The 17,398-nt window shown below is 71.8% G+C and carries 17 protein-coding genes, 1 tRNA gene and 2 pseudogenes; 6 read left to right on the forward strand and 14 right to left on the reverse strand.

What is annotated here, in order from left to right; all coding sequences use genetic code 11:
- Positions 1–166 precede the first annotated feature (166 nt).
- A pseudogene (locus KYY02_RS27790) lies at positions 167–689 on the forward strand (hypothetical protein).
- 6 nt (positions 690–695) lie between these two features.
- Here KYY02_RS27790 and KYY02_RS27795 read toward each other — a convergent pair.
- From KYY02_RS27795 to KYY02_RS27815, 5 genes are all read right to left on the reverse strand, one after another.
- The gene (locus KYY02_RS27795; RefSeq protein WP_371242604.1) at positions 696–1,220 is read right to left on the reverse strand and encodes a porphobilinogen synthase; all 525 of its coding nucleotides are present in this window, start codon (positions 1,218–1,220) and stop codon (positions 696–698) included.
- 102 nt (positions 1,221–1,322) lie between these two features.
- Positions 1,323–1,514, reverse strand: a complete 192-nt coding sequence (locus tag KYY02_RS27800; RefSeq protein ID WP_371242606.1) for a hypothetical protein — start codon at positions 1,512–1,514, stop codon at positions 1,323–1,325.
- A gap of 416 nt (positions 1,515–1,930) precedes the next feature.
- The gene (locus KYY02_RS27805; RefSeq protein ID WP_371242608.1) at positions 1,931–2,095 is read right to left on the reverse strand and encodes a hypothetical protein; all 165 of its coding nucleotides are present in this window, start codon (positions 2,093–2,095) and stop codon (positions 1,931–1,933) included.
- A gap of 226 nt (positions 2,096–2,321) precedes the next feature.
- Positions 2,322–2,395 (reverse strand) — tRNA-Thr (locus KYY02_RS27810).
- Between the two features lie 86 nt (positions 2,396–2,481).
- On the reverse strand, positions 2,482–2,892 hold the full coding sequence (locus KYY02_RS27815; RefSeq protein WP_371242610.1) for a DUF3224 domain-containing protein: 411 nt from the start codon (positions 2,890–2,892) through the stop codon (positions 2,482–2,484).
- A gap of 92 nt (positions 2,893–2,984) precedes the next feature.
- On the opposite strand from KYY02_RS27815, the gene KYY02_RS27820 reads away from it, so the two are divergent.
- From KYY02_RS27820 to KYY02_RS27835, 4 genes are all read left to right on the forward strand, one after another.
- Complete coding sequence (locus tag KYY02_RS27820) at positions 2,985–3,956, forward strand: helix-turn-helix transcriptional regulator (RefSeq protein WP_503167878.1); 972 nt, start codon at positions 2,985–2,987, stop codon at positions 3,954–3,956.
- Between the two features lie 230 nt (positions 3,957–4,186).
- The gene (locus tag KYY02_RS27825) at positions 4,187–5,275 is read left to right on the forward strand and encodes an ABC transporter ATP-binding protein (protein ID WP_371242614.1); all 1,089 of its coding nucleotides are present in this window, start codon (positions 4,187–4,189) and stop codon (positions 5,273–5,275) included.
- 183 nt (positions 5,276–5,458) lie between these two features.
- Positions 5,459–5,902, forward strand: coding sequence for a hypothetical protein (locus tag KYY02_RS27830; protein ID WP_371242616.1), 444 nt, complete (start codon positions 5,459–5,461; stop codon positions 5,900–5,902).
- A 293-nt stretch (positions 5,903–6,195) separates the two neighbouring features.
- Entirely contained in the window at positions 6,196–6,927 is a 732-nt protein-coding gene (locus KYY02_RS27835; protein WP_371242617.1) for a nucleotidyltransferase family protein, read from the forward strand.
- A gap of 139 nt (positions 6,928–7,066) precedes the next feature.
- Here KYY02_RS27835 and KYY02_RS27840 read toward each other — a convergent pair whose 3' ends face one another.
- The 7 genes and pseudogenes from KYY02_RS27840 to KYY02_RS27870 form a co-directional block, all read right to left on the reverse strand.
- Positions 7,067–8,695, reverse strand: a complete 1,629-nt coding sequence (locus KYY02_RS27840; RefSeq protein ID WP_371242619.1) for a DoxX family protein — start codon at positions 8,693–8,695, stop codon at positions 7,067–7,069.
- A gap of 118 nt (positions 8,696–8,813) precedes the next feature.
- Positions 8,814–8,906 (reverse strand): annotated as a pseudogene (locus KYY02_RS27845) (tRNA (guanine-N2)-dimethyltransferase); the annotation flags it as partial.
- A gap of 34 nt (positions 8,907–8,940) precedes the next feature.
- On the reverse strand, positions 8,941–9,882 hold the full coding sequence (gene rlmB / locus KYY02_RS27850; RefSeq protein WP_371242621.1) for a 23S rRNA (guanosine(2251)-2'-O)-methyltransferase RlmB: 942 nt from the start codon (positions 9,880–9,882) through the stop codon (positions 8,941–8,943).
- A 158-nt stretch (positions 9,883–10,040) separates the two neighbouring features.
- Entirely contained in the window at positions 10,041–11,441 is a 1,401-nt protein-coding gene (gene cysS / locus KYY02_RS27855) for a cysteine--tRNA ligase (RefSeq protein WP_371242623.1), read from the reverse strand.
- Positions 11,442–11,605: 164 nt separating this feature from the next.
- Positions 11,606–12,100: a 2-C-methyl-D-erythritol 2,4-cyclodiphosphate synthase gene (gene ispF, locus KYY02_RS27860; protein WP_371242625.1), complete on the reverse strand. Its 495-nt coding sequence runs from the start codon at positions 12,098–12,100 to the stop codon at positions 11,606–11,608.
- A complete protein-coding gene (ispD, locus tag KYY02_RS27865) occupies positions 12,090–12,866 on the reverse strand; it encodes a 2-C-methyl-D-erythritol 4-phosphate cytidylyltransferase (RefSeq protein WP_371242627.1) in 777 nt (258 codons plus the stop codon). The genes ispF and ispD overlap by 11 nt, the downstream gene beginning before the upstream one ends.
- A 329-nt stretch (positions 12,867–13,195) precedes the next feature.
- Positions 13,196–13,678, reverse strand: a complete 483-nt coding sequence (locus KYY02_RS27870; protein WP_003953493.1) for a CarD family transcriptional regulator — start codon at positions 13,676–13,678, stop codon at positions 13,196–13,198.
- A 652-nt stretch (positions 13,679–14,330) separates the two neighbouring features.
- Between KYY02_RS27870 and KYY02_RS27875 the strand changes: the two genes are divergently transcribed.
- A complete protein-coding gene (locus tag KYY02_RS27875) occupies positions 14,331–15,026 on the forward strand; it encodes a copper chaperone PCu(A)C domain-containing protein (protein ID WP_371242629.1) in 696 nt (231 codons plus the stop codon).
- Positions 15,027–15,290: 264 nt separating this feature from the next.
- Here the strand turns inward: KYY02_RS27875 and phoP are convergent, their stop codons facing one another.
- The gene (phoP, locus tag KYY02_RS27880) at positions 15,291–15,971 is read right to left on the reverse strand and encodes a two-component system response regulator PhoP (RefSeq protein ID WP_030829297.1); all 681 of its coding nucleotides are present in this window, start codon (positions 15,969–15,971) and stop codon (positions 15,291–15,293) included.
- The gene (gene phoR / locus KYY02_RS27885) at positions 15,968–17,311 is read right to left on the reverse strand and encodes a two-component system sensor histidine kinase PhoR (protein ID WP_371242631.1); all 1,344 of its coding nucleotides are present in this window, start codon (positions 17,309–17,311) and stop codon (positions 15,968–15,970) included. Before phoR ends, phoP begins: the two co-directional genes overlap by 4 nt.
- Positions 17,312–17,398 lie beyond the last annotated feature (87 nt).

A 17,398-nucleotide genomic window follows, 5' to 3' on the forward strand; every position in this document is an offset into this window, starting at 1 on the left:
GGCGTCGACCTGCCTCTCCTCCACCAGGTGCTGTATGTGAAGAAATGACCCTAAGAAGCTGTCGTCGTTCCGAATCTGAGGGCGATGTTTTCGCTGGTCAGGCATAGGGTCGGTGATTCAATGGGAGTGATGGCGTGCCGTGTCGTCGCTCCCCGGGAGGTCGCGGATGCCGTCGGGGGTCGGCCTGCTGGAAGAGCACGAGCTCGCTACTCGTCGTCGTGTCGAGGGGTTGCGTGAGGAAGCCGATCGCATCCAGGCCGAGCTGGCCGCTGCCGAGGAGGAATGGCAGGAGTGGGCGATCGCCCGCAGGCGAGTGGGCACGGTCCTGGCTCCGGACGGCGGCAGCATCGCTGTCGAGGAGGTCGTCTCCGGCCCGGTCGCGGGCTCGACGTCCCGGCAGGCGGCGAGGTCGCAGGTTCCGGTGTGGCGTGAGGGGCTGGCCTGGTCGGTGCTGTCGGTGGACTATCAGCGCATCCTCACCGCGGCTCGCGGACCGGGACCGGCTCCATCAAGGTCCGTTGACCTGCCAGGAGTTGGCCGTGTTGTTCGGTCTGGACACGGTACCGGCACGGGTGGAGGCACTGCGGTCGAAGGCGAAACGCCTGGTCGCGCGGGGCTGGCTGGCCGAGCGGCAGCCGGGCCGGTTCACGCTCGCTGCGGGTGTGGCCGGGCGAGGCGGCGGGTCATGAGCAGGATCATCGACCAGTGGTCCCGACGACCATGGAGGCCGGGCCCACGATGTCGGCTCCCGCCGCCGCGTGGGTGACGGCCTGCCGGGACGTCACGTCGATGGTGGCGACGATGTCCGGGCGTCCCTGCCTGTCGGTGACGTAGCAGAAGCCAGTGTCGGTGTACGAACAGAGGCAGGTCTCCGTCATGACGGCGATCTCGGGTTCCGCGTCCTTCGCCGCTCGCACGGCTCGCGCCATCAGAGCATCCGGTGCGACCGAGAACTCCCCGGCGGCGTCGCGCTGGGTGGACTCGGCGAAGACCTTGACGGAGCGAATCCCGAGCTGCTTGGCCTTACGCATCACTGCTGGAAGCTGCGCGACCGTGAGGGGCGGCATGGGGCGGTCCGCCTCCTCCTCGGTGACTAGTAAGACCATCGACAGGTCGGCGGGGTCGAGCGGCGGGCCTTCGAGGAAGCGGCGAACGGCCGGACGGCTGCGGAGCGGGCTTGTGGCTCCATGGGTTCGGGCGGGGGGCGCGATGACGCTCATCAGTCCCTCACTTCTCGTCGGGTGGCGCAATGGGCTCGCCGGCAGGCACGGGGAGATATGCGGATTGGTGCCTGCCGACGGGGGTCTAGGTGTGCGCGCGGTCTACGTCTGCCCCTGGCGCTTGAGGTCCGCGAGCTTGGCTGCGGCATCCTCCGCAACGTCCGTGCCGACCTGGCGGGCGGCTGAGGGAAGCCCTTCATCCTTGGCGACGCCGATCCCGGCGCGTACCGCGCCGATGAGGTCGAACAGCTCGTCGTCGTCCAGTTCCTGTGGTTCCTGTTCCTCGGTCGCCAAGGCACCTCTCTTCTCCTGGTCGGGGGCGGCCCCGTCCCTGCCGCGACCTGTCCTTCTGAGGTCTTGGGGGGAGCCTCCACTTCGAACGGCAGGGACGGGGGGCGAGGGCCCGCTCATGGCGCGGCTGCCCAGCTACGCGACATGGGCGGGCGGTCTGTCGAGTGGCGCGCTGGTGGGCCACTGGGTGATGGGGCGAGACGGTGCGGGTGTCCGGGGGCGCTGCCGGCGTACAGCTCGCTCACTCATCGTGTAGTGGAGCTGCTCGAGCCTGAACATGCACCACTGGCAGGCTTGGAGGGCGAAGGTCTCGCCTGCCACGGTGATATCGCCGATCTCCGTCACGGGAAGTCCGATCCGCTCGCACCTGAAGCAGCTCCCGCCTTGCCATTCGAACCGGCTCCACAGCTCGGTGGGCTTCAGTCCCATTCCGGCTCCTCCTCCGCGAGGTGGGGCAGAGGGCTTCCGCCGACCACCGGCACGAAGCGCACCGGACGGGCATGCCAGACGAACTTGTACGGGCCGGCAGAGAGGGGGAGCGTGAACTCCTCGCCGTTCTTCAGGGCTTCGGCGGCTCGCGCCATCCGAGGAGGCGCGCAAGGCCGCCAAGAAGACGGCGGCCAAGGCGACAGCCGAGGCCAGGGCCAAGAAGAAGGGCAAGCGGAAGAAGCCCAAGAAGCAGGGCACCGGACCGCTCCGCTCACGCATCGCTCACGCAAGCCACCTCACGGCACCACGGCCGTGTGACTCGCCATGCCCCGAGCAACAGAAAACCCCAGGTCAGCGACTAACTGACCTGGGGTTTCTCGGAGCCCCCTGTCGGATTCGAACCGACGACCTACGCATTACAAGTGCGTTGCTCTGGCCAACTGAGCTAAGGAGGCACCGCGCGGCGCGCGCGAAGGCTGGTCCACTGTACACAGAGCCGGTTTCGCCGGGCCACGCACTTGTGGGGGGTCACCCCACCCGTTCACTCCAGACCGTACTCGAAGGTGTACGCCACCTTCGTCTCCCCCTGCCGGTAGGTGAACCCGCCCGTGCCGCGCAGACCGGTCAGCTCCTCGGTGCCCGAGCCCTCGACGACCTCGAAGGTGCAGTGGACGGTGCCGTCGTCCTCGAAACGGCCGCGCTCCTCCAGGACGAAGGCGCCGGCGCGGCCGTCGACCCGGCCGAGGACGAGCTCCATGCCGGCGAAGGCGCCGGTTCCGCCGGTCAGGTAGGTGATCGCGTAGTCGCAGGTGGTGGCCTCGGCCTCGATGCCGCCCGAGAAGGCGTTGGTGACCGTGGCGTTCGCCAGCCGGGGGAGGCCGTCCTCGCCGGCGACGGCGCCCTCCTTCCAGTCGGCGGAGGTGAAGTGGCCGGTGGTCCTGACGGTGGGCATGGGTGTTCCCTTCCGGGGTCGACGACGGTGTGCCCCCACTCTTCCCGCCGTACCTGACACCTTCTGTCAGGTACGGCGGGACAATGGATCCCGTGCGCGCGGACCGGCTTCTCTCCCTGCTCCTGCTGCTGCAGAACCGCGGCCGGACGACCGCCCGCGAACTGGCGGCCGAGCTGGAGGTGTCGGTGCGCACCGTGTACCGGGACATCGAGGCGCTCGGTGCCTCCGGGATACCGGTGCGGGCCGAGCGCGGGCCGGAGGGCGGCTACCGCCTGATGGAGGGTTACCGCACGCGGCTCACCGGGCTGACGGACGCGGAAGCCGGCTCGCTGGTCCTCGCGGGACTGCCGGGACCGGCCAGGGACCTGGGTCTCGGCGCCGTACTGGCGAGCGCCCAGCTGAAGGTGGAGGCCGCCCTGCCGGGCGAGCCGGCGGAGCGGGCACGGCGGGTGCGCGAACGGTTCCATCTGGACGCGCCGGCCTGGTTCCGGGACGCCGACCCCGTGCCGTACCTGGAGCCGATCGCGCGGGCGGTGTGGGAGCGCAGGGTGCTCCGGATCCACTACCTGCGCTGGCGCGGCGAGGTGCACCGGGAGGTGCGTCCGCTGGGACTCGTGCTGAAGGGCGGCATCTGGTACCTGGCGGCGCTGGCGGAGGACGCGGTGCGCACCTACCGGGTGTCGCGGTTCCGGGCGGTGGCGGAGACCGGCGAGGAGTTCACCCGGCCCGCGGGCTTCGACCTGGCCGCGTACTGGACGGAGTCCTCCCGGCGGTTGGAGGGGGCGATGCGGCAGGGCACGGCCCGGCTGCGGCTCTCACCGCGCGGACAGAAGCTGCTGCCGATGCAGTTCGGGGCGGCGGGGGCGCGGGCGCTCGCGGACGCGGGGCCGGCGGACGGGCGGGGCTGGGTGGAGGTGGAGCTGGCCGTCGAGTCGGAGGCGGTCGCGACCGGTGATCTGCTGCGGCTCGGCGTCGAGGCGGAGGTGCTCGGCCCGGCGGGGCTGCGGGAGGCGGTCGCGGCGGCGGTGAGGGTGCTGGCGGACCGGTACGCGGCCGGGCGGTGACCCCTCACGGGCCGGCCGGTGATCCCCGCGCAACCGGGCCGTCATCCAGGCGGCCGAAAGTTTCCACGAAATTCACAGCCCTGGAACTACTGACAACCAGGTGAACGCCCGGTACCGTCCTGTGCCAGTTCACCCATGTGGACCACACCACAACGGAGCACCCGTCGTGGCATCACCTTCCTACTCGGATCGTCCGGCACGTTCCTGCCGGTAGAAGGGGACCATTCACCATGGCCACTGTCACGTTCGACAAGGCGACCCGGATCTACCCCGGCTCCACCAAGCCCGCCGTCGACGCCCTGGAGATCGACATCGCGGACGGCGAGTTCCTCGTCCTGGTCGGTCCGTCCGGTTGCGGCAAGTCCACCTCGCTCCGCATGCTCGCGGGGCTCGAGGACGTCAACGGCGGCGCCATCCGCATCGGCGACCGCGACGTCACGCACCTGCCGCCGAAGGACCGGGACATCGCCATGGTGTTCCAGAACTACGCGCTCTACCCGCACATGACGGTCGCCGACAACATGGGCTTCGCGCTCAAGATCGCCGGCGTCAACAAGGCGGAGATACGGCAGAAGGTCGAGGAGGCCGCGAAGATCCTCGACCTCACCGAGTACCTGGACCGCAAGCCGAAGGCGCTCTCCGGCGGTCAGCGCCAGCGTGTCGCGATGGGCCGCGCCATCGTGCGTGAGCCGCAGGTGTTCCTCATGGACGAGCCGCTGTCCAACCTGGACGCCAAGCTCCGTGTGTCCACCCGTACGCAGATCGCTTCGCTGCAGCGCCGGCTCGGCATCACCACCGTCTACGTCACCCACGACCAGGTCGAGGCCCTCACCATGGGCGACCGCGTCGCGGTGCTCAAGGACGGTCTGCTCCAGCAGGTCGACACCCCGCGCAACATGTACGACAAGCCCGCGAACCTCTTCGTCGCCGGCTTCATCGGCTCCCCCGCCATGAACCTGGTCGAGGTCCCGGTCACCGACGGCGGTGTGAAGTTCGGCAACTCGGTGGTGCCGGTGCAGCGTGACGCGCTCTCCGCGACCAGCGACAAGACCGTCACCGTGGGCGTCCGCCCCGAGCACTTCGACGTGGCCGGCACCGACTCCGGCCAGGGTGTCGCCGTCACCGTCAACGTCGTCGAGGAGCTGGGCTCCGACGCCTTCGTCTACGGCACCGCGCAGGTCGGCGGCGAGTCCAGGGACATCGTCGTCCGCGTCGGCGGCCGTGACGTCCCGGGGAAGGGCAGCGTGCTGCACGTCGTGCCGCGCGCGGGCGAGACCCACGTGTTCTCGACGTCGACCGGTGCGCGCCTGTCCGACTGACGTTGTCGCGCGGAAGGGCCCCGCAGTTCACTGCGGGGCCCTTCGCACTGCCGGTAAATACCCCGGCAGACCGGTCATTTCGAGCGGTGTACGTCAACACGCCACCCTGAGTTTCAGATTCCGCGTCCCCCGTAACGGTGACGGAATGTTTTCTTTCCGATACCGCGCGCTACCCTCACTCGCGTGAAGCACTCCACTAACCGTCAGACGCGTCGCGGCCAGGGCCCCGCCCACCGGATCGGCCGTTCCCTCGCCTTCGTCCTGCCCGTCGTCCTGGTGTTCTCCGGGACGCTCGCGGTCGCGCAGGTCAACTGGTCGGGGACCCCTTCGAGCCCCGTGCTCACGGTCGCCTCCGGCGCGTCCTCCCGCGCCGACGCCCCGGCGCCGCAGCACGTGCTGCGGGACAGGCTGCTGGTCGAACTGCAGGAGGAGAACCCGGGCGTGGCACTCACCCACCTCCAGCAGGCCGTGAACGACCGCCCGTCGCTGGCGAAGCACTGCGCGTCCATCGCCCGCGCCCTCGGCAAGGCGGCGGTCCGCGTCTACGGCCCCACCAAGGCCCAGTCCTACGCCCGCCCGGTCTGCGACACCTCCTTCGCCTCAGGCGTCACCACGGCCAACAGCTGACGCCCGCTGGTCACCGCTCCCCGCGGGCAGTCGCGCCTCCCAGCGCCTCAAGGAACTGGGAAGTGCCCCCGGGGCGACGGGGGTGCCTCCCGCTCATGGGAGTCTCCCCCGCTCGTGCGAAGCAGGGAGGGGAGAAGCCGAGCGTGGGGGAGGCGCCCCACAGGCGCCGGACCGCGCGAACACCTCCGGCGCACAGCAGCGCGGGGCGCTCCGTCACGCGCCGGACCGCACGCCCCACCCCCCGGGCCCGCACCCGCCCCGGGCCCCCCGCAAGCGCCGCGTAAAGTGCGGGCATGACCGATCCGCGTGCCGTCGCCCGCCCCGTACAAGCCGTAGTCCTGGCCGGAGGCCAGGGGTCCCGGCTTCGTCCGTACACCGACGACCGCCCCAAACCGATGGTCGAGATCCCCGGCACGGGAACCCCGATCATCGGCCACCAGCTCTCCTGGCTCGCCGAGGAGGGCGTGACGGACGTGGTGGTCTCCTGCGGTCACCTCGCCGAGGTCCTGCAGAAGTGGCTGGACACCGCCGACCTTCCCCTCTCCGTCACGACCGTCGTCGAGACGGAGCCCCTCGGCCGCGGCGGCGGCCTGAAGTACGCCGCCGCCCGCCTCCCGCACCCGGACCGGCCCTGGTACGCCACCAACGGCGACATCTGGACCCGTTTCTCGCTGCGCGACATGGCCGACTTCCACACCGAGCGGGACGCCGTCGCGACCCTCGCCCTGGCCCGCCCGCGCATCCCGTGGGGCGCGGTGCGCACGGACGGCTTCGGCCACATCACCGACTTCATCGAGGCCCCGCCGTCGACCTTCGAGATCAACGCGGGTGTGTACGTCTTCTCCCCCGAGTTCGCCGACCTGCTCCCGGAGCGCGGCGACCACGAGCGCACCACGTTCCCGCGTCTCGCGCGCGAACAGCGTCTGGCCGGTTTCCCGATCCCCCAGGGTTCCTACTGGCGCGCGATCGACACCGCGAAGGACCTGACCGAGGCGGCCAAGGAGCTGGCGGCACAGGGCCGCTGACGTTCTCCGGACGGCGACCGGATCGCGCCGCGTCGGCGCGGCCGGCGGGGCGTGACGGCCGGCCGTAGCCGCCGCCCGACGGCAAGGGGGTCCCGCACGTCGTCCGTGCGGGACCCCCTGCCGTACGCGGGTGGCCGTCCTATCCCAGGAGACCGCCCACCAGCCCGGGCCTTCCGGAGGAGCCGCCGCTGCCGCCGCTCGGTGTGCCGCTGCCGCCGGAGGCGTCGGTGCCGCCCGAGGTCGGGCCGGAGCTGGTGCTCGGTGCCTGGCCGACCGGGGAGGACTGCTGGGGCGGGGCCTGGCCTGCGCTGCCCTGGGTCTGGCTGGGCGCGCCGGTGGTCGTGCCGGCGCTCTGGGTCGCACCGGGGGTGGTGGCACCGGCGGACGGGCTCGCCGCCTCCGGAGGGGCTTCCCGGGTGGGCGAGGTGGAGGCGGAGGGGGTCCGCTTCTCCTCCTGGCGCTCGCCGGGCTCCTCCGGCAGCGGGGAGCCGGGAAGCTCGTTGCGCGGGGCCTCGCCGGGCCCGGGGACGACCACGCGGTCGGCGTCCCGTACGGCGCCGCCGAGCAGTGAGCCGACGAGCATGCTGAGTCCGCAGACCACGAAGGTGATCAGGGCGCCGCGGCGCAGCACGTACCGGCGCAGGTCCCAGAGGTCGGCGCGGGGGCCGAGCCGACGCCAGGCCCCGGCCGCGAGGCGGCCGTCGACGGAGTAGACGGGGGCGCCCGCGATGATCAGCGGTGACCAGGCGGCGAGGTAGATGATGTCGGGGGCCTCGTAGGCGGGGACGCTCTTCCAGCTGACGGTGACCAGCAGTGCCGCCGAGAGCGTCGCCCCGACGACGGCGGCCAGGCGCTGCCAGCAGCCGAGGGCGGTCAGGACGCCGACCACGATCTGTGCGAAGGCGATGGCCAGCCCGGAACCGACGGGGTGCTCGAGGGCGAACTGGCGCAGTGGCTCGGCGACTTCCCAGGGATGCAGGGTGTGCAGCCACTTGACCATGGAGCCGCGCTTTCCGCCCTCGAAGTAGAGGGGGTCGCACAGCTTGCTCATTCCGGCGTAGACGGAGATGCCGCCGAGGAAGAGGCGCAACGGCAGCAGGACGACGCCGAGGTTCATCCGGCGCCCGGGGTAGTAGGCGTGCCGGGCCGGGTCGTCGCCGTGCCGCCTGGCGTGCCGGCCGGTGTCCTCGGACTCGTCGGCGTAGGCGGGTTCGTCGGCGTAGGCGGGTTCGTCGTAGGCGCTGCCGACCGTGCGCATCGGAGGCAGCAGGGGCCCGCCGGCGGGGCGGCGCTGGGCGCCGACGAACGGGGTTTCGAGGGGCTGGGTGTCCGGGGCGTCGGCGTAGTCGTACCCGGCGCCGATGCGTGGGACGACCCGGGTGGCCCCGGCGTCGGTGAGCGGCTCGTCGGCGTGGCGGACGCCTTCGTGCCGTACGGCCTGGAGCAGTCGGTGGGCGCCGGTGTCGTCGGGCGCGGAACGGCCGCTCCAGACGACGGGCCGACGGCGGGCGCCGGTCTGGCCGGGCGTGCCCACGGTGGTGACGACGGGGATGCGGGCGGTGTCCTCGGCGGCGCCGACGTGCCGTGCGATCCGCGGCGACGGGGCGCGCCGCGCCGAGGCGCCCAACTGCACGCGGAAGCTGGCGTGATTGACGATGACCTGCGCCGGATCGCTCGGCACCTTCACCATGCTCAGCGCGGGAGCGTCGTCGAGTCCCGACGAGCGGTCCCCCGTGGGTGTGCGGGGTGTTCTGGTGTCCACACTCATCTAACCGAGTGACACGGCGTTAGGACACTGCCTTGACCCGCCGGAAGTGTCCGGACCGCGTCAAGCCTGCCCGGACCGCCTGGAACACCCCGTGCGGGTGATCCCACCGAACACCCGTTCAGCCCCGCCGGCGCGCCGCCTCGTACAGCACGACCCCCGCCGTCACACCGGCGTTGAGGGACTCCGCGCCGCCCGGCATGGGGATCCGCACGCCGCGCGGCTGCGCCGGCCACCCGGCCCCGGGATCAGCCCCGCCGGCGCGCCGCCTCGTACAGCACGACCCCCGCCGCCACACCGGCGTTGAGGGACTCCGCGCCGCCCGGCATGGGGATCCGCACGCGGAGGTCGCAGGTCTCGCCGACCAGTCGGGAGAGTCCCTTGCCCTCGCTGCCGACGACGATGACGACCGGCCCGCTCAGCGCGTCCAGGTCGCCGAGTTCGGCCTCCCCGTCGGCGGCCAGGCCGACGACCGTGATGCCGGCCTTCTTGTACGCCTCCAGCGCGCGCGTCAGGTTGGTGGCGCGGGCGACGGGCGTACGGGCGGCCGTGCCGGCGGACGTCTTCCAGGCGCCGGCGGTCATCCCGGCGGCGCGCCGCTCGGGCACGACGACGCCGTGGCCGCCGAACGCGGAGACGGACCGGACGACGGCGCCGAGGTTGCGCGGGTCGGTGACCCCGTCGAGGGCGACGATCAGCGGGTCCTGCCCCTCGTCGTGGGCGTTCGCGACGAGGTCCTCGGGGTGCGCGTACTCGTACGGCGGGACCTGGAGGACCAGGCCCTGGTGGTTCAGGCCGTTGGTCATGCGGTCGAGTTCGGGGCGGGGGGCCTCCATGAGGTTGATCCCGCCGCGCTCGGCCGCGAGCCGGAGCGCCTCGCGCACCCGCTCGTCGTTGTCGATGAACTGCTGGACGTACAGCGTGGACGCGGGCACGCCCTCACGGAGCGCCTCGACGACCGGGTTGCGGCCGACGACGAGTTCGGAGGTCGAGCGGCCCCCGCCGCGCCGCTGCGGGGTGCGGCCCGTGGCACGGCGCGCCTTCGCCTGGGCGAGGCGCTGCTTGGCGTGGCCCTTGCGCATCTCGGCGGGCGGCGTGGGGCCCTTGCCTTCCAGGCCCCGGCGCCGCTGGCCGCCACTGCCGACCTGCGCGCCCTTCTTGCCGGACATGCGGCGGTTGTTCGCGGCCATGAGGTATCCGTCTCCATGAAGTCGTGGGTGGTGCGTGTGTGCGTACGTCTGTGAGGTGTGCCGGTCCGCCTGTCGCCGGTCCGTCTATGAAGTGTGCCGTCCGGAGGCCCGGACGGCACAGTCGATCTTCAGGCGCCGGGGTCGACAGGGCCCGTCCCTCAGCGCGGGCCGAGGCTCCAGCGCGGCCCCTGCGGACCGTCCTCGATCACCAGGCCGGACTGGTTGAGCTGGTCGCGGATGGCGTCCGCGGTGGGCCAGTCCTTGCGGGCGCGGGCGGCCTCGCGCTGGTCGAGGACCATGCGGACGAGGGTGTCGACCACGCCGTGGAGGTCCTCGCCGCGGTCGCTCTCGCCGCCCCAGTGCGGGTCCAGCGGGTCGAGGCCGAGCACGCCGAGCATGGCGCGGACCTCGGCGAGGCACGCGACGGCCTCCTCCTTGTCGTCGGCGGCCAGCGCGCTGTTGCCCTGCCGGACGGTGGTGTGCAGGACGGCGAGCGCCTGCGGGACGCCCAGGTCGTCGTCCATCGCCTCGGCGAACGCGGACGGCACCTCGGCGGTGGGTTCGACGACGCCCCCGGCCTTCTCCACCACGCGCTGCACGAAGCCCTCGATCCGCGCGAACGCGGACTCCGCCTCGCGCAGGGCCTCCTCGCTGTACTCGATCATCGACCGGTAGTGCGGGGTGCCGAGGTAGTAGCGCAGCACGATGGGCCGCCAGCGCTTGACCATCTCGCTGACCAGCACCGAGTTGCCGAGCGACTTCGACATCTTCTCGCCGCTCATGGTGACCCAGGCGTTGTGCACCCAGTACCGGGCGAACTCGTCCCCGTAGGCCTTGGCCTGGGCGATCTCGTTCTCGTGGTGCGGGAAGATCAGGTCGAGACCGCCGCCGTGGATGTCGAAGGCGCCGCCGAGGTACTTGTGCGCCATCGCCGAGCACTCCAGGTGCCAGCCGGGACGCCCGCGGCCCCACGGCGTCTCCCAGCTCGGCTCGCCGGGCTTGGCCGCCTTCCACATCGCGAAGTCGCGCGGGTCCCGCTTGCCGGTCTCGCCTTCGCCGGACGGCTGGAGCAGGTTGTCGAGCTCCTGGTTGGACAGCCTCAGGTACTCGGGGAACGAGGCGACGGCGAAGTACACGTTGCCGTCGGCCTCGTAGGCGTGCCCGCGCTCGATGAGGCCGCGCATCATCTCGACCATCTCGGTGATGTGGCCGGTGGCGCGCGGCTCGTAGGTCGGGGGCAGGCAGCCGAGGGCGCGGTAGCCGTCGGTGAAGGCGCGCTCGTTGTCGTAGCCGATGGACCACCAGGGGCGGCCCTGTTCGGCGGACTTGGCGATGATCTTGTCGTCGATGTCGGTGACGTTGCGGACGAACGTCACCTCCAGGCCGCGGTACTCGAACCAGCGGCGCATGATGTCGAAGTTCAGGCCCGAGCGGATGTGCCCGATGTGGGGTGCCGCCTGCACGGTGGCACCACACAGGTAGATCGAGACGCAACCCGGCTGGAGCGGGGTGAAGTCACGGATCTGCCGGGCGCTGGTGTCGTACAGGCGAATAGTCACGACACCAGGGTAGTGGGCGCGGGACCGTGCGCGGTGCGGCTCGCTGTTTCGGCGACGTTCGTCACGGCGGACGCGGTCGTCCGTCACCTGCGGGCCGGTCGCGCCCGCGCGGCCGAGCCGCACGCCGGCACGGCCCCGCGCCCCTTCGGGCGGGGCGGGACCGCTCACCCCTCCCGTACGACGAGCGCCGTCGCCACCGCCATCAGGCCCTCTCCCCTGCCCGGGAAGCCCAGGCCGTCGGTCGTGGCGCCGGAGACCGAGACGGGGGCGCCCGCCGCCTCCGAGAGGAGCTTCTGGGCCTCCTCCCTGCGCTTGCCGATCTTCGGGCGGGGACCGACCACCTGTACCGCGATGTTGCCGACGCGGAAGCCGGACTCCCGGACGATGCGCGCGGCCTCCGTCAGCAGGGTGACGCCGGAGGCGCCCGACCACTCGGGGCGTCCGGTGCCGAAGTGCTGTCCCAGGTCGCCGAGGCCGGCGGCGGAGAAGAGGGCGTTGCAGGCGGCGTGGGCGACGACGTCCGCGTCGGAGTGGCCGGCGAGGCCGGGGCCCTCGCCCTCCCACTTCAGGCCGGCGCACCACAGTTCGCGGCCGTCCTCGAAGGCGTGGATGTCGGTGCCGACGCCGACCTGGGGCAGGGGGTACGCCTCAGAAGCCATCGTTGTGCCTCCTGCGGGCCAGGACCGCCTCGGCGAGGACCAGGTCGAGGGGGCGGGTGACCTTGAAGGCCTCCTCGTGTCCGGGGACGGTGACGACGGTGAGGCCGAGCTGTTCGACCATGCTCGCGTCGTCGGTGACGTCGTCCCGCACCGTCTCGTGCGCGCGTACGAGGGTGACCCGGTCGAAACCCTGCGGGGTCTGCACCGCCCGCAGCAGCGACCGGTCCGGGGTGGCGACCACGGGTTCCGGATCGCCCGGGGCGGCGGCGGGCTCGACCTGCTTGACGGTGTCGGCGAGCGGCAGCGCGGGCACGACGGCGGGCGCTCCGCCGCGTACGGCCTCGATGACGGCGTCGACGGTGTCCACGGGGACGAGCGGGCGGGCCGCGTCGTGCACCAGGACGATGTCGTAGCCGGGCGGCAGCGCGTCCAGGCCGAGTTTCACGGACTCCTGGCGGCTCCCGCCGCCGGGGACCACGACGAAGTCGGTGCGCTCGGGCAGCGCGTGCGCGTCGAGCAGCGACTTGACCTCAAGGGCGCCGTCCGGCGGGGCCACGACGACGACCAGGGAGACGGCGCGGGAGTCGGCCATCGCGCGGACGGCGTGGACGAGCATGGGCGTGCCGCCCAGTGCGCGGAGCGCCTTGGGGGCGCCCGGACCGAGGCGTACACCGCGGCCGGCGGCCGGGATCACGGCCGCCGTGCGGGCGGTCGTACGGCCGGATGCGGGGTTCGGCGACGGCGGGTGAAGCGGATCGGCAGACATCGGTTCCTGTCAGGTTTGTGTGCTCGGCCTACGTGGGTATGGCCTGGGCGTGCCCCCGGCTCCCGGAGCGGGGAAAGCGCCGGGCGTTCCGCCTTGACCAGCCCCTTCCGTGATTCTGGTCGAGTCGACCGCCCGGGCCCGGTACGCCAGGGGTGGGGACGTGAGTCATGACACATTCCCCGGCACGGCGCAAGTGCACCGTGAGCGAGGCGTCCGGGTACGAACATGCCGCAGCGCCCGGCGACGTCCATGACGTCATCGGGCACCGCGGCATTTCATGTGCTGAGTGCTGAGAGCGAGCTGCGACCGTGAGCGGCGGCTCGGGAATCTCAGGAGGCGAGGACCTCGTCGAGCAGGGCCTCGGCCTTGTCCTCGTTGGTGTTCTCCGCGAGGGCGAGCTCGCTGACCAGGATCTGACGCGCCTTGGCGAGCATGCGCTTCTCACCGGCGGAGAGTCCGCGCTCCCGCTCACGACGCCACAGGTCACGCACGACTTCCGCGACCTTGATGACATCGCCCGAGGCGAGCTTCTCCAGGTTCGCCTTGTAACGACGGGACCAGTTCGTGGGCTCCTCGGCATACGGGGCGCGCAGCACCTCGAAGACCCGGTCCAGCCCGTCCTGACCGACCACATCACGTACGCCGACGAACTCCGCATTGTCCGCTGGCACACGTACCGTCAGGTCACCCTGGGCGACCTTCAGCACCAAGTAGGTCTTGTCCACGCCTTTGATCTGGCGAGTTTCGATAGCCTCGATCAGCGCGGCCCCGTGATGGGGATAGACCACGGTGTCGCCAACCTTGAACGTCATGTGACAGGTACCCCTTCCGTGGCTATCCAGAGTAACACGGATACGGCGTCTTCTGAATGGCGTTTTCGCAGGTCAGGGCCATTCTCGGGGCTTGACAACAGCGACAGGGACGTGCTGCGGACGCCCGGCGGGAGCAGGTATCCGCAGGTCGGAGCGGCTGTCCGGCGTGAACGAAACGCGTACGTCACACGCATCCGGAACCCTGCCCGAGTGGTCGAACATCCCCATATGTCCGGTTCCATGCGCTCGACTTCCGCTACTCCGTTCGATGCGCGGAGCCGGGTTCCGGCCGAATCCGGAATTGATCACGCGTCGCGAGGATGAGCGGCCGGTGATCAATTCCGGAGCCCCCCGCTCATTCCTTCACGAGAAATGCGCGATCGCTATGGGAATGGCGCGGGGAGGGCGACGGGAAAGAGACCCGAGTGACTGACGAGTCACTTGTGGCTCCAGAGCCGAGGCACCTCCACTTCCGACCGCCGACAGGACGGCGCCGGGGGCCCGGAGGAGTCCTTCCCGGGTCAACGCGGGACGTCTCGGGAGGGTCGGGTGCGGCCGCTCGGGGACGGCTCGGTAACCTGAGGCCGCTGACAGACACTTAGGGCGGCTCCACCCGGTCGCCAAACGCTCGAGTCAAGGAGTTGCCGCCGCCGTGAGCAGCAGCCTTCGACGCGGCGCTCTCGCCGCCGCCGCCATCGCGTTCTCGATCGCCTCGCTCTCCGCGTGCGCGGCCGGCCACAACGCCCAGACCCTGGAGGTCCAGCCGGACAACGCGTCGACGACCGTCGGCGACATCAAGATCCAGAACGCCGTCGTCATCACCCGGCCCGACCTGGAGTCGACGGGCCCGGCGGTCGTCTCCGCCACCCTGTTCAACGAGGGCCGCACCGACCAGACACTGGAGTCGGTCACCGTTCCCGGCACCGGCAAGACCGCCGAGCTGACCCCCGCCGAGGGCGGCAGCCTCACCGTCCCGGCCGGCGGCTCGCTGATCCTCGGCGGCGAGGGCAACGCGGCCGCCGTCCTGTCCAGCAGCCGTGAGGCCGTCCGGGACGGCAACGCCCAGAAGGTCACCTTCACCCTCAGCAGGACCGGTGACGTGAGCCTGCGCGCGTACGTCTTCCCGGCCGAGCACTTCTTCGAGGAGTGGGGCCCGACCGAGGCCGCCGCCGCGCCGGACGCCTCGGCGGAGCCGTCGGCGGAGTCCTCCGGCGCGCCGGCCGCCGACGCCACGGACGAGGCCGCCGACACCGACGGGTCGACGGAGAACGGCGGGTCGACGAACACCGGCGCCGAGTCGGGCACCCCGACCGACGCGGCCTCCGCCAGCGCGTCGGCCGGCCACTGAGCACCCGTACGACGCCGAAGGGCGGGACCCCTGTCCGGGGTCCCGCCCTTCTCGTGTGACTGCGGGCGGTAGTCGCGCCTCCCCCAGCGCCTCGAAGGCCCGGGAGGAGCCCTCAGGGCGGCACGGGCGGGCGGTGGGGGGCACCGTCCCGCTCGAGCGCAGCCGAGAGCGGGCGCGCCCCCGCAGACGCCGGGCTGCGCGACACCCCCGCCCAGCCCCCGTACCGGCACCGGCACCGGCACCGGCCAACGCGGCACCGCAGGCCTACGGCTCGAACTTGTACCCCAGTCCCCGCACCGTCACCAGGTACCGCGGCGCCCCCGGATCCGGCTCGATCTTCGCTCGCAGCCGCTTCACGTGCACATCGAGCGTCTTGGTGTCGCCGACGTAGTCGGCCCCCCACACCCGGTCGATGAGCTGCATCCGCGTCAGCACCCGCCCCGCGTTCCGCAGCAGCATCTCCAGCAGGTCGAACTCCTTCAGCGGCAGGTCGACCTTGGTGCCGCCCACGGTCACCACGTGCCGGTCGACGTCCATCCGCACCGGCCCGGCCTCGAGCGCCGCCGGAGCGACCTCCTCCGGCTCCCCGCGCCGGCGCAGCACCGCGCGGATGCGGGCCACCAGCTCCCGCGAGGAGAACGGCTTGGTGACGTAGTCGTCGGCCCCTATCTCCAGGCCGACCACCTTGTCGATCTCGCTGTCCTTGGCGGTCACCATGATGACCGGGACGTTGGAACGGCCGCGCAACTGGCGGCACACCTCGGTGCCCGGGAGCCCGGGCAGCATCAGGTCGAGCAGCACGAGGTCGGCGCCGTTGCGCTCGAACTCGTCGAGCCCGTCGGGCCCGGTGGTCGCGACGGCGACCTCGAAGCCCTCCTTGCGGAGCATGTACGACAGGGCGTCGGAGAAGGACTCCTCGTCCTCGACGACGAGCACTCGGGTCACGGAAGGACCTCCGGGGAGGGAAGCGTTTCGTACGCGGATGGATCGGAAGAGTGGGGGGATGAGTGGGACGCCCGTCCGGCCTCACCGTCGAGGCCTCGGTTGTCGTCCCGGTGGGACATCTGAGGGGCGCGGTCGCGGGCCGTACGGGCCTCCGGCAGCCGCAGAGTGAAGGTGGAACCCTGGCCCTCGGCGCTCCACACCGTGACCTCACCGCCGTGCGAGGCGGCCACGTGCTTCACGATCGCGAGGCCGAGCCCCGTACCGCCGGTGGCACGGGAGCGGGCCGGGTCGACGCGGTAGAAGCGCTCGAAGATGCGCTCCTTGTCCTTGTCGGAGATGCCGATGCCCTGGTCGGTCACCGCTATCTCGATCAGGTTCCCGCCGGGCTGCGCGACCGTACGGGCCGCGATGCCCACGCGGGTGCGGGCGGGTGAGTAGTTGACCGCGTTCTCGACGAGGTTGCCGAGCGCGGCGGCGAGCTGGCCGCGGTTGCCCCACACACGCAGGTCGGCGGCGGCGTCCGCCTGTCGCCCGCCGTCCTCCTGATCGAGCCCTTCGGGCGCCAGGACGTTCGAGGCCATGGTGATCTCCTTGGCGCCCGCCTGGTGCCGGCAGCGGTCGATGGCCTCGGCGACCAGTTCGTCGACGCGGACGGGTTCGGCGTCCTCCAGCGGGTCGTCGTTCTGCACCCGGGAGAGGTCGATGAGCTCCTGCACCAGGCTGGTCAGCCGGGTCGCCTCGATCTGCATCCGCCCGGCGAACCGCTCCACCGCCTCGGGGTCGTCGGAGGCGTCCATCACGGCCTCGGAGAGCAGCGAGAGCGCCCCGACGGGGGTCTTCAGCTCATGGCTGACGTTGGCGACGAAGTCGCGCCGTACCGCCTCGATACGGCGGGCCTCGGTGAGGTCCTCGACGAGCAGCAGGACGAGCCGGGAGCCGAGCGGCGCCACCCGCGCGGACACCGCGAGGGCCTCACCGCGTCCGGTCCCCCGGCGGGGCAGGTCCAGCTCGACCTGGCGTATCTCGCCGTCGCGCCGGGTGTCGCGGGCCATCTGCAGCATGGGCTCCACAGCGAGCTTGCCGCCACGGACCAGCCCGAGGGCGTACGCGGCGGAGCTGGCCTTGACCACGCCGTCGGCCTCGTCGAGGACGACGGCGGACGAGCGCAGCACGGACAGCACGGTGTCCACGCCCGGCGGGAGCACCGGGTCGGTGTGCAGGGAGGTGCGCGTGGGGCGCCTCTGTTCGCGCTCGCTGAAGCGGACCGCCAGCATGGCGATGACGCCGGTGAGCACTCCGGCGATCGCCGCCACTGCGGCGACCGCCGCGTTCACGTCCATGCGTCCAGGTTAGGCATGACGCGAGCGGTGCCCACAGCCGTCGGGGGGCGAGCTCGAACACTCGTCGCCCAGAGTTCACCTTGGAGC

The sequence above is a fragment of the Streptomyces pimonensis genome, assembly GCF_041380215.1.
Classification (GTDB): Bacteria; Actinomycetota; Actinomycetes; order Streptomycetales; family Streptomycetaceae; genus Streptomyces; species Streptomyces pimonensis.

Coding starts and splice junctions, on each gene's coding strand:
- ispD (WP_371242627.1), bottom strand. CDS start 12,866: ATGTCTGCCGATCCGCTTCACCCGCCGTCGCCGAACCCCGCATCCGGC.
- KYY02_RS27795 (WP_371242604.1), bottom strand. CDS start 1,220: ATGAGCGTCATCGCGCCCCCCGCCCGAACCCATGGAGCCACAAGCCCG.
- KYY02_RS27835 (WP_371242617.1), top strand. CDS start 6,196: ATGACCGATCCGCGTGCCGTCGCCCGCCCCGTACAAGCCGTAGTCCTG.
- KYY02_RS27870 (WP_003953493.1), bottom strand. CDS start 13,678: ATGACGTTCAAGGTTGGCGACACCGTGGTCTATCCCCATCACGGGGCC.
- KYY02_RS27825 (WP_371242614.1), top strand. CDS start 4,187: ATGGCCACTGTCACGTTCGACAAGGCGACCCGGATCTACCCCGGCTCC.
- KYY02_RS27840 (WP_371242619.1), bottom strand. CDS start 8,695: ATGAGTGTGGACACCAGAACACCCCGCACACCCACGGGGGACCGCTCG.
- KYY02_RS27815 (WP_371242610.1), bottom strand. CDS start 2,892: ATGCCCACCGTCAGGACCACCGGCCACTTCACCTCCGCCGACTGGAAG.
- rlmB (WP_371242621.1), bottom strand. CDS start 9,882: ATGGCCGCGAACAACCGCCGCATGTCCGGCAAGAAGGGCGCGCAGGTC.
- KYY02_RS27805 (WP_371242608.1), bottom strand. CDS start 2,095: ATGGCGCGAGCCGCCGAAGCCCTGAAGAACGGCGAGGAGTTCACGCTC.
- ispF (WP_371242625.1), bottom strand. CDS start 12,100: ATGGCTTCTGAGGCGTACCCCCTGCCCCAGGTCGGCGTCGGCACCGAC.
- phoR (WP_371242631.1), bottom strand. CDS start 17,311: ATGGACGTGAACGCGGCGGTCGCCGCAGTGGCGGCGATCGCCGGAGTG.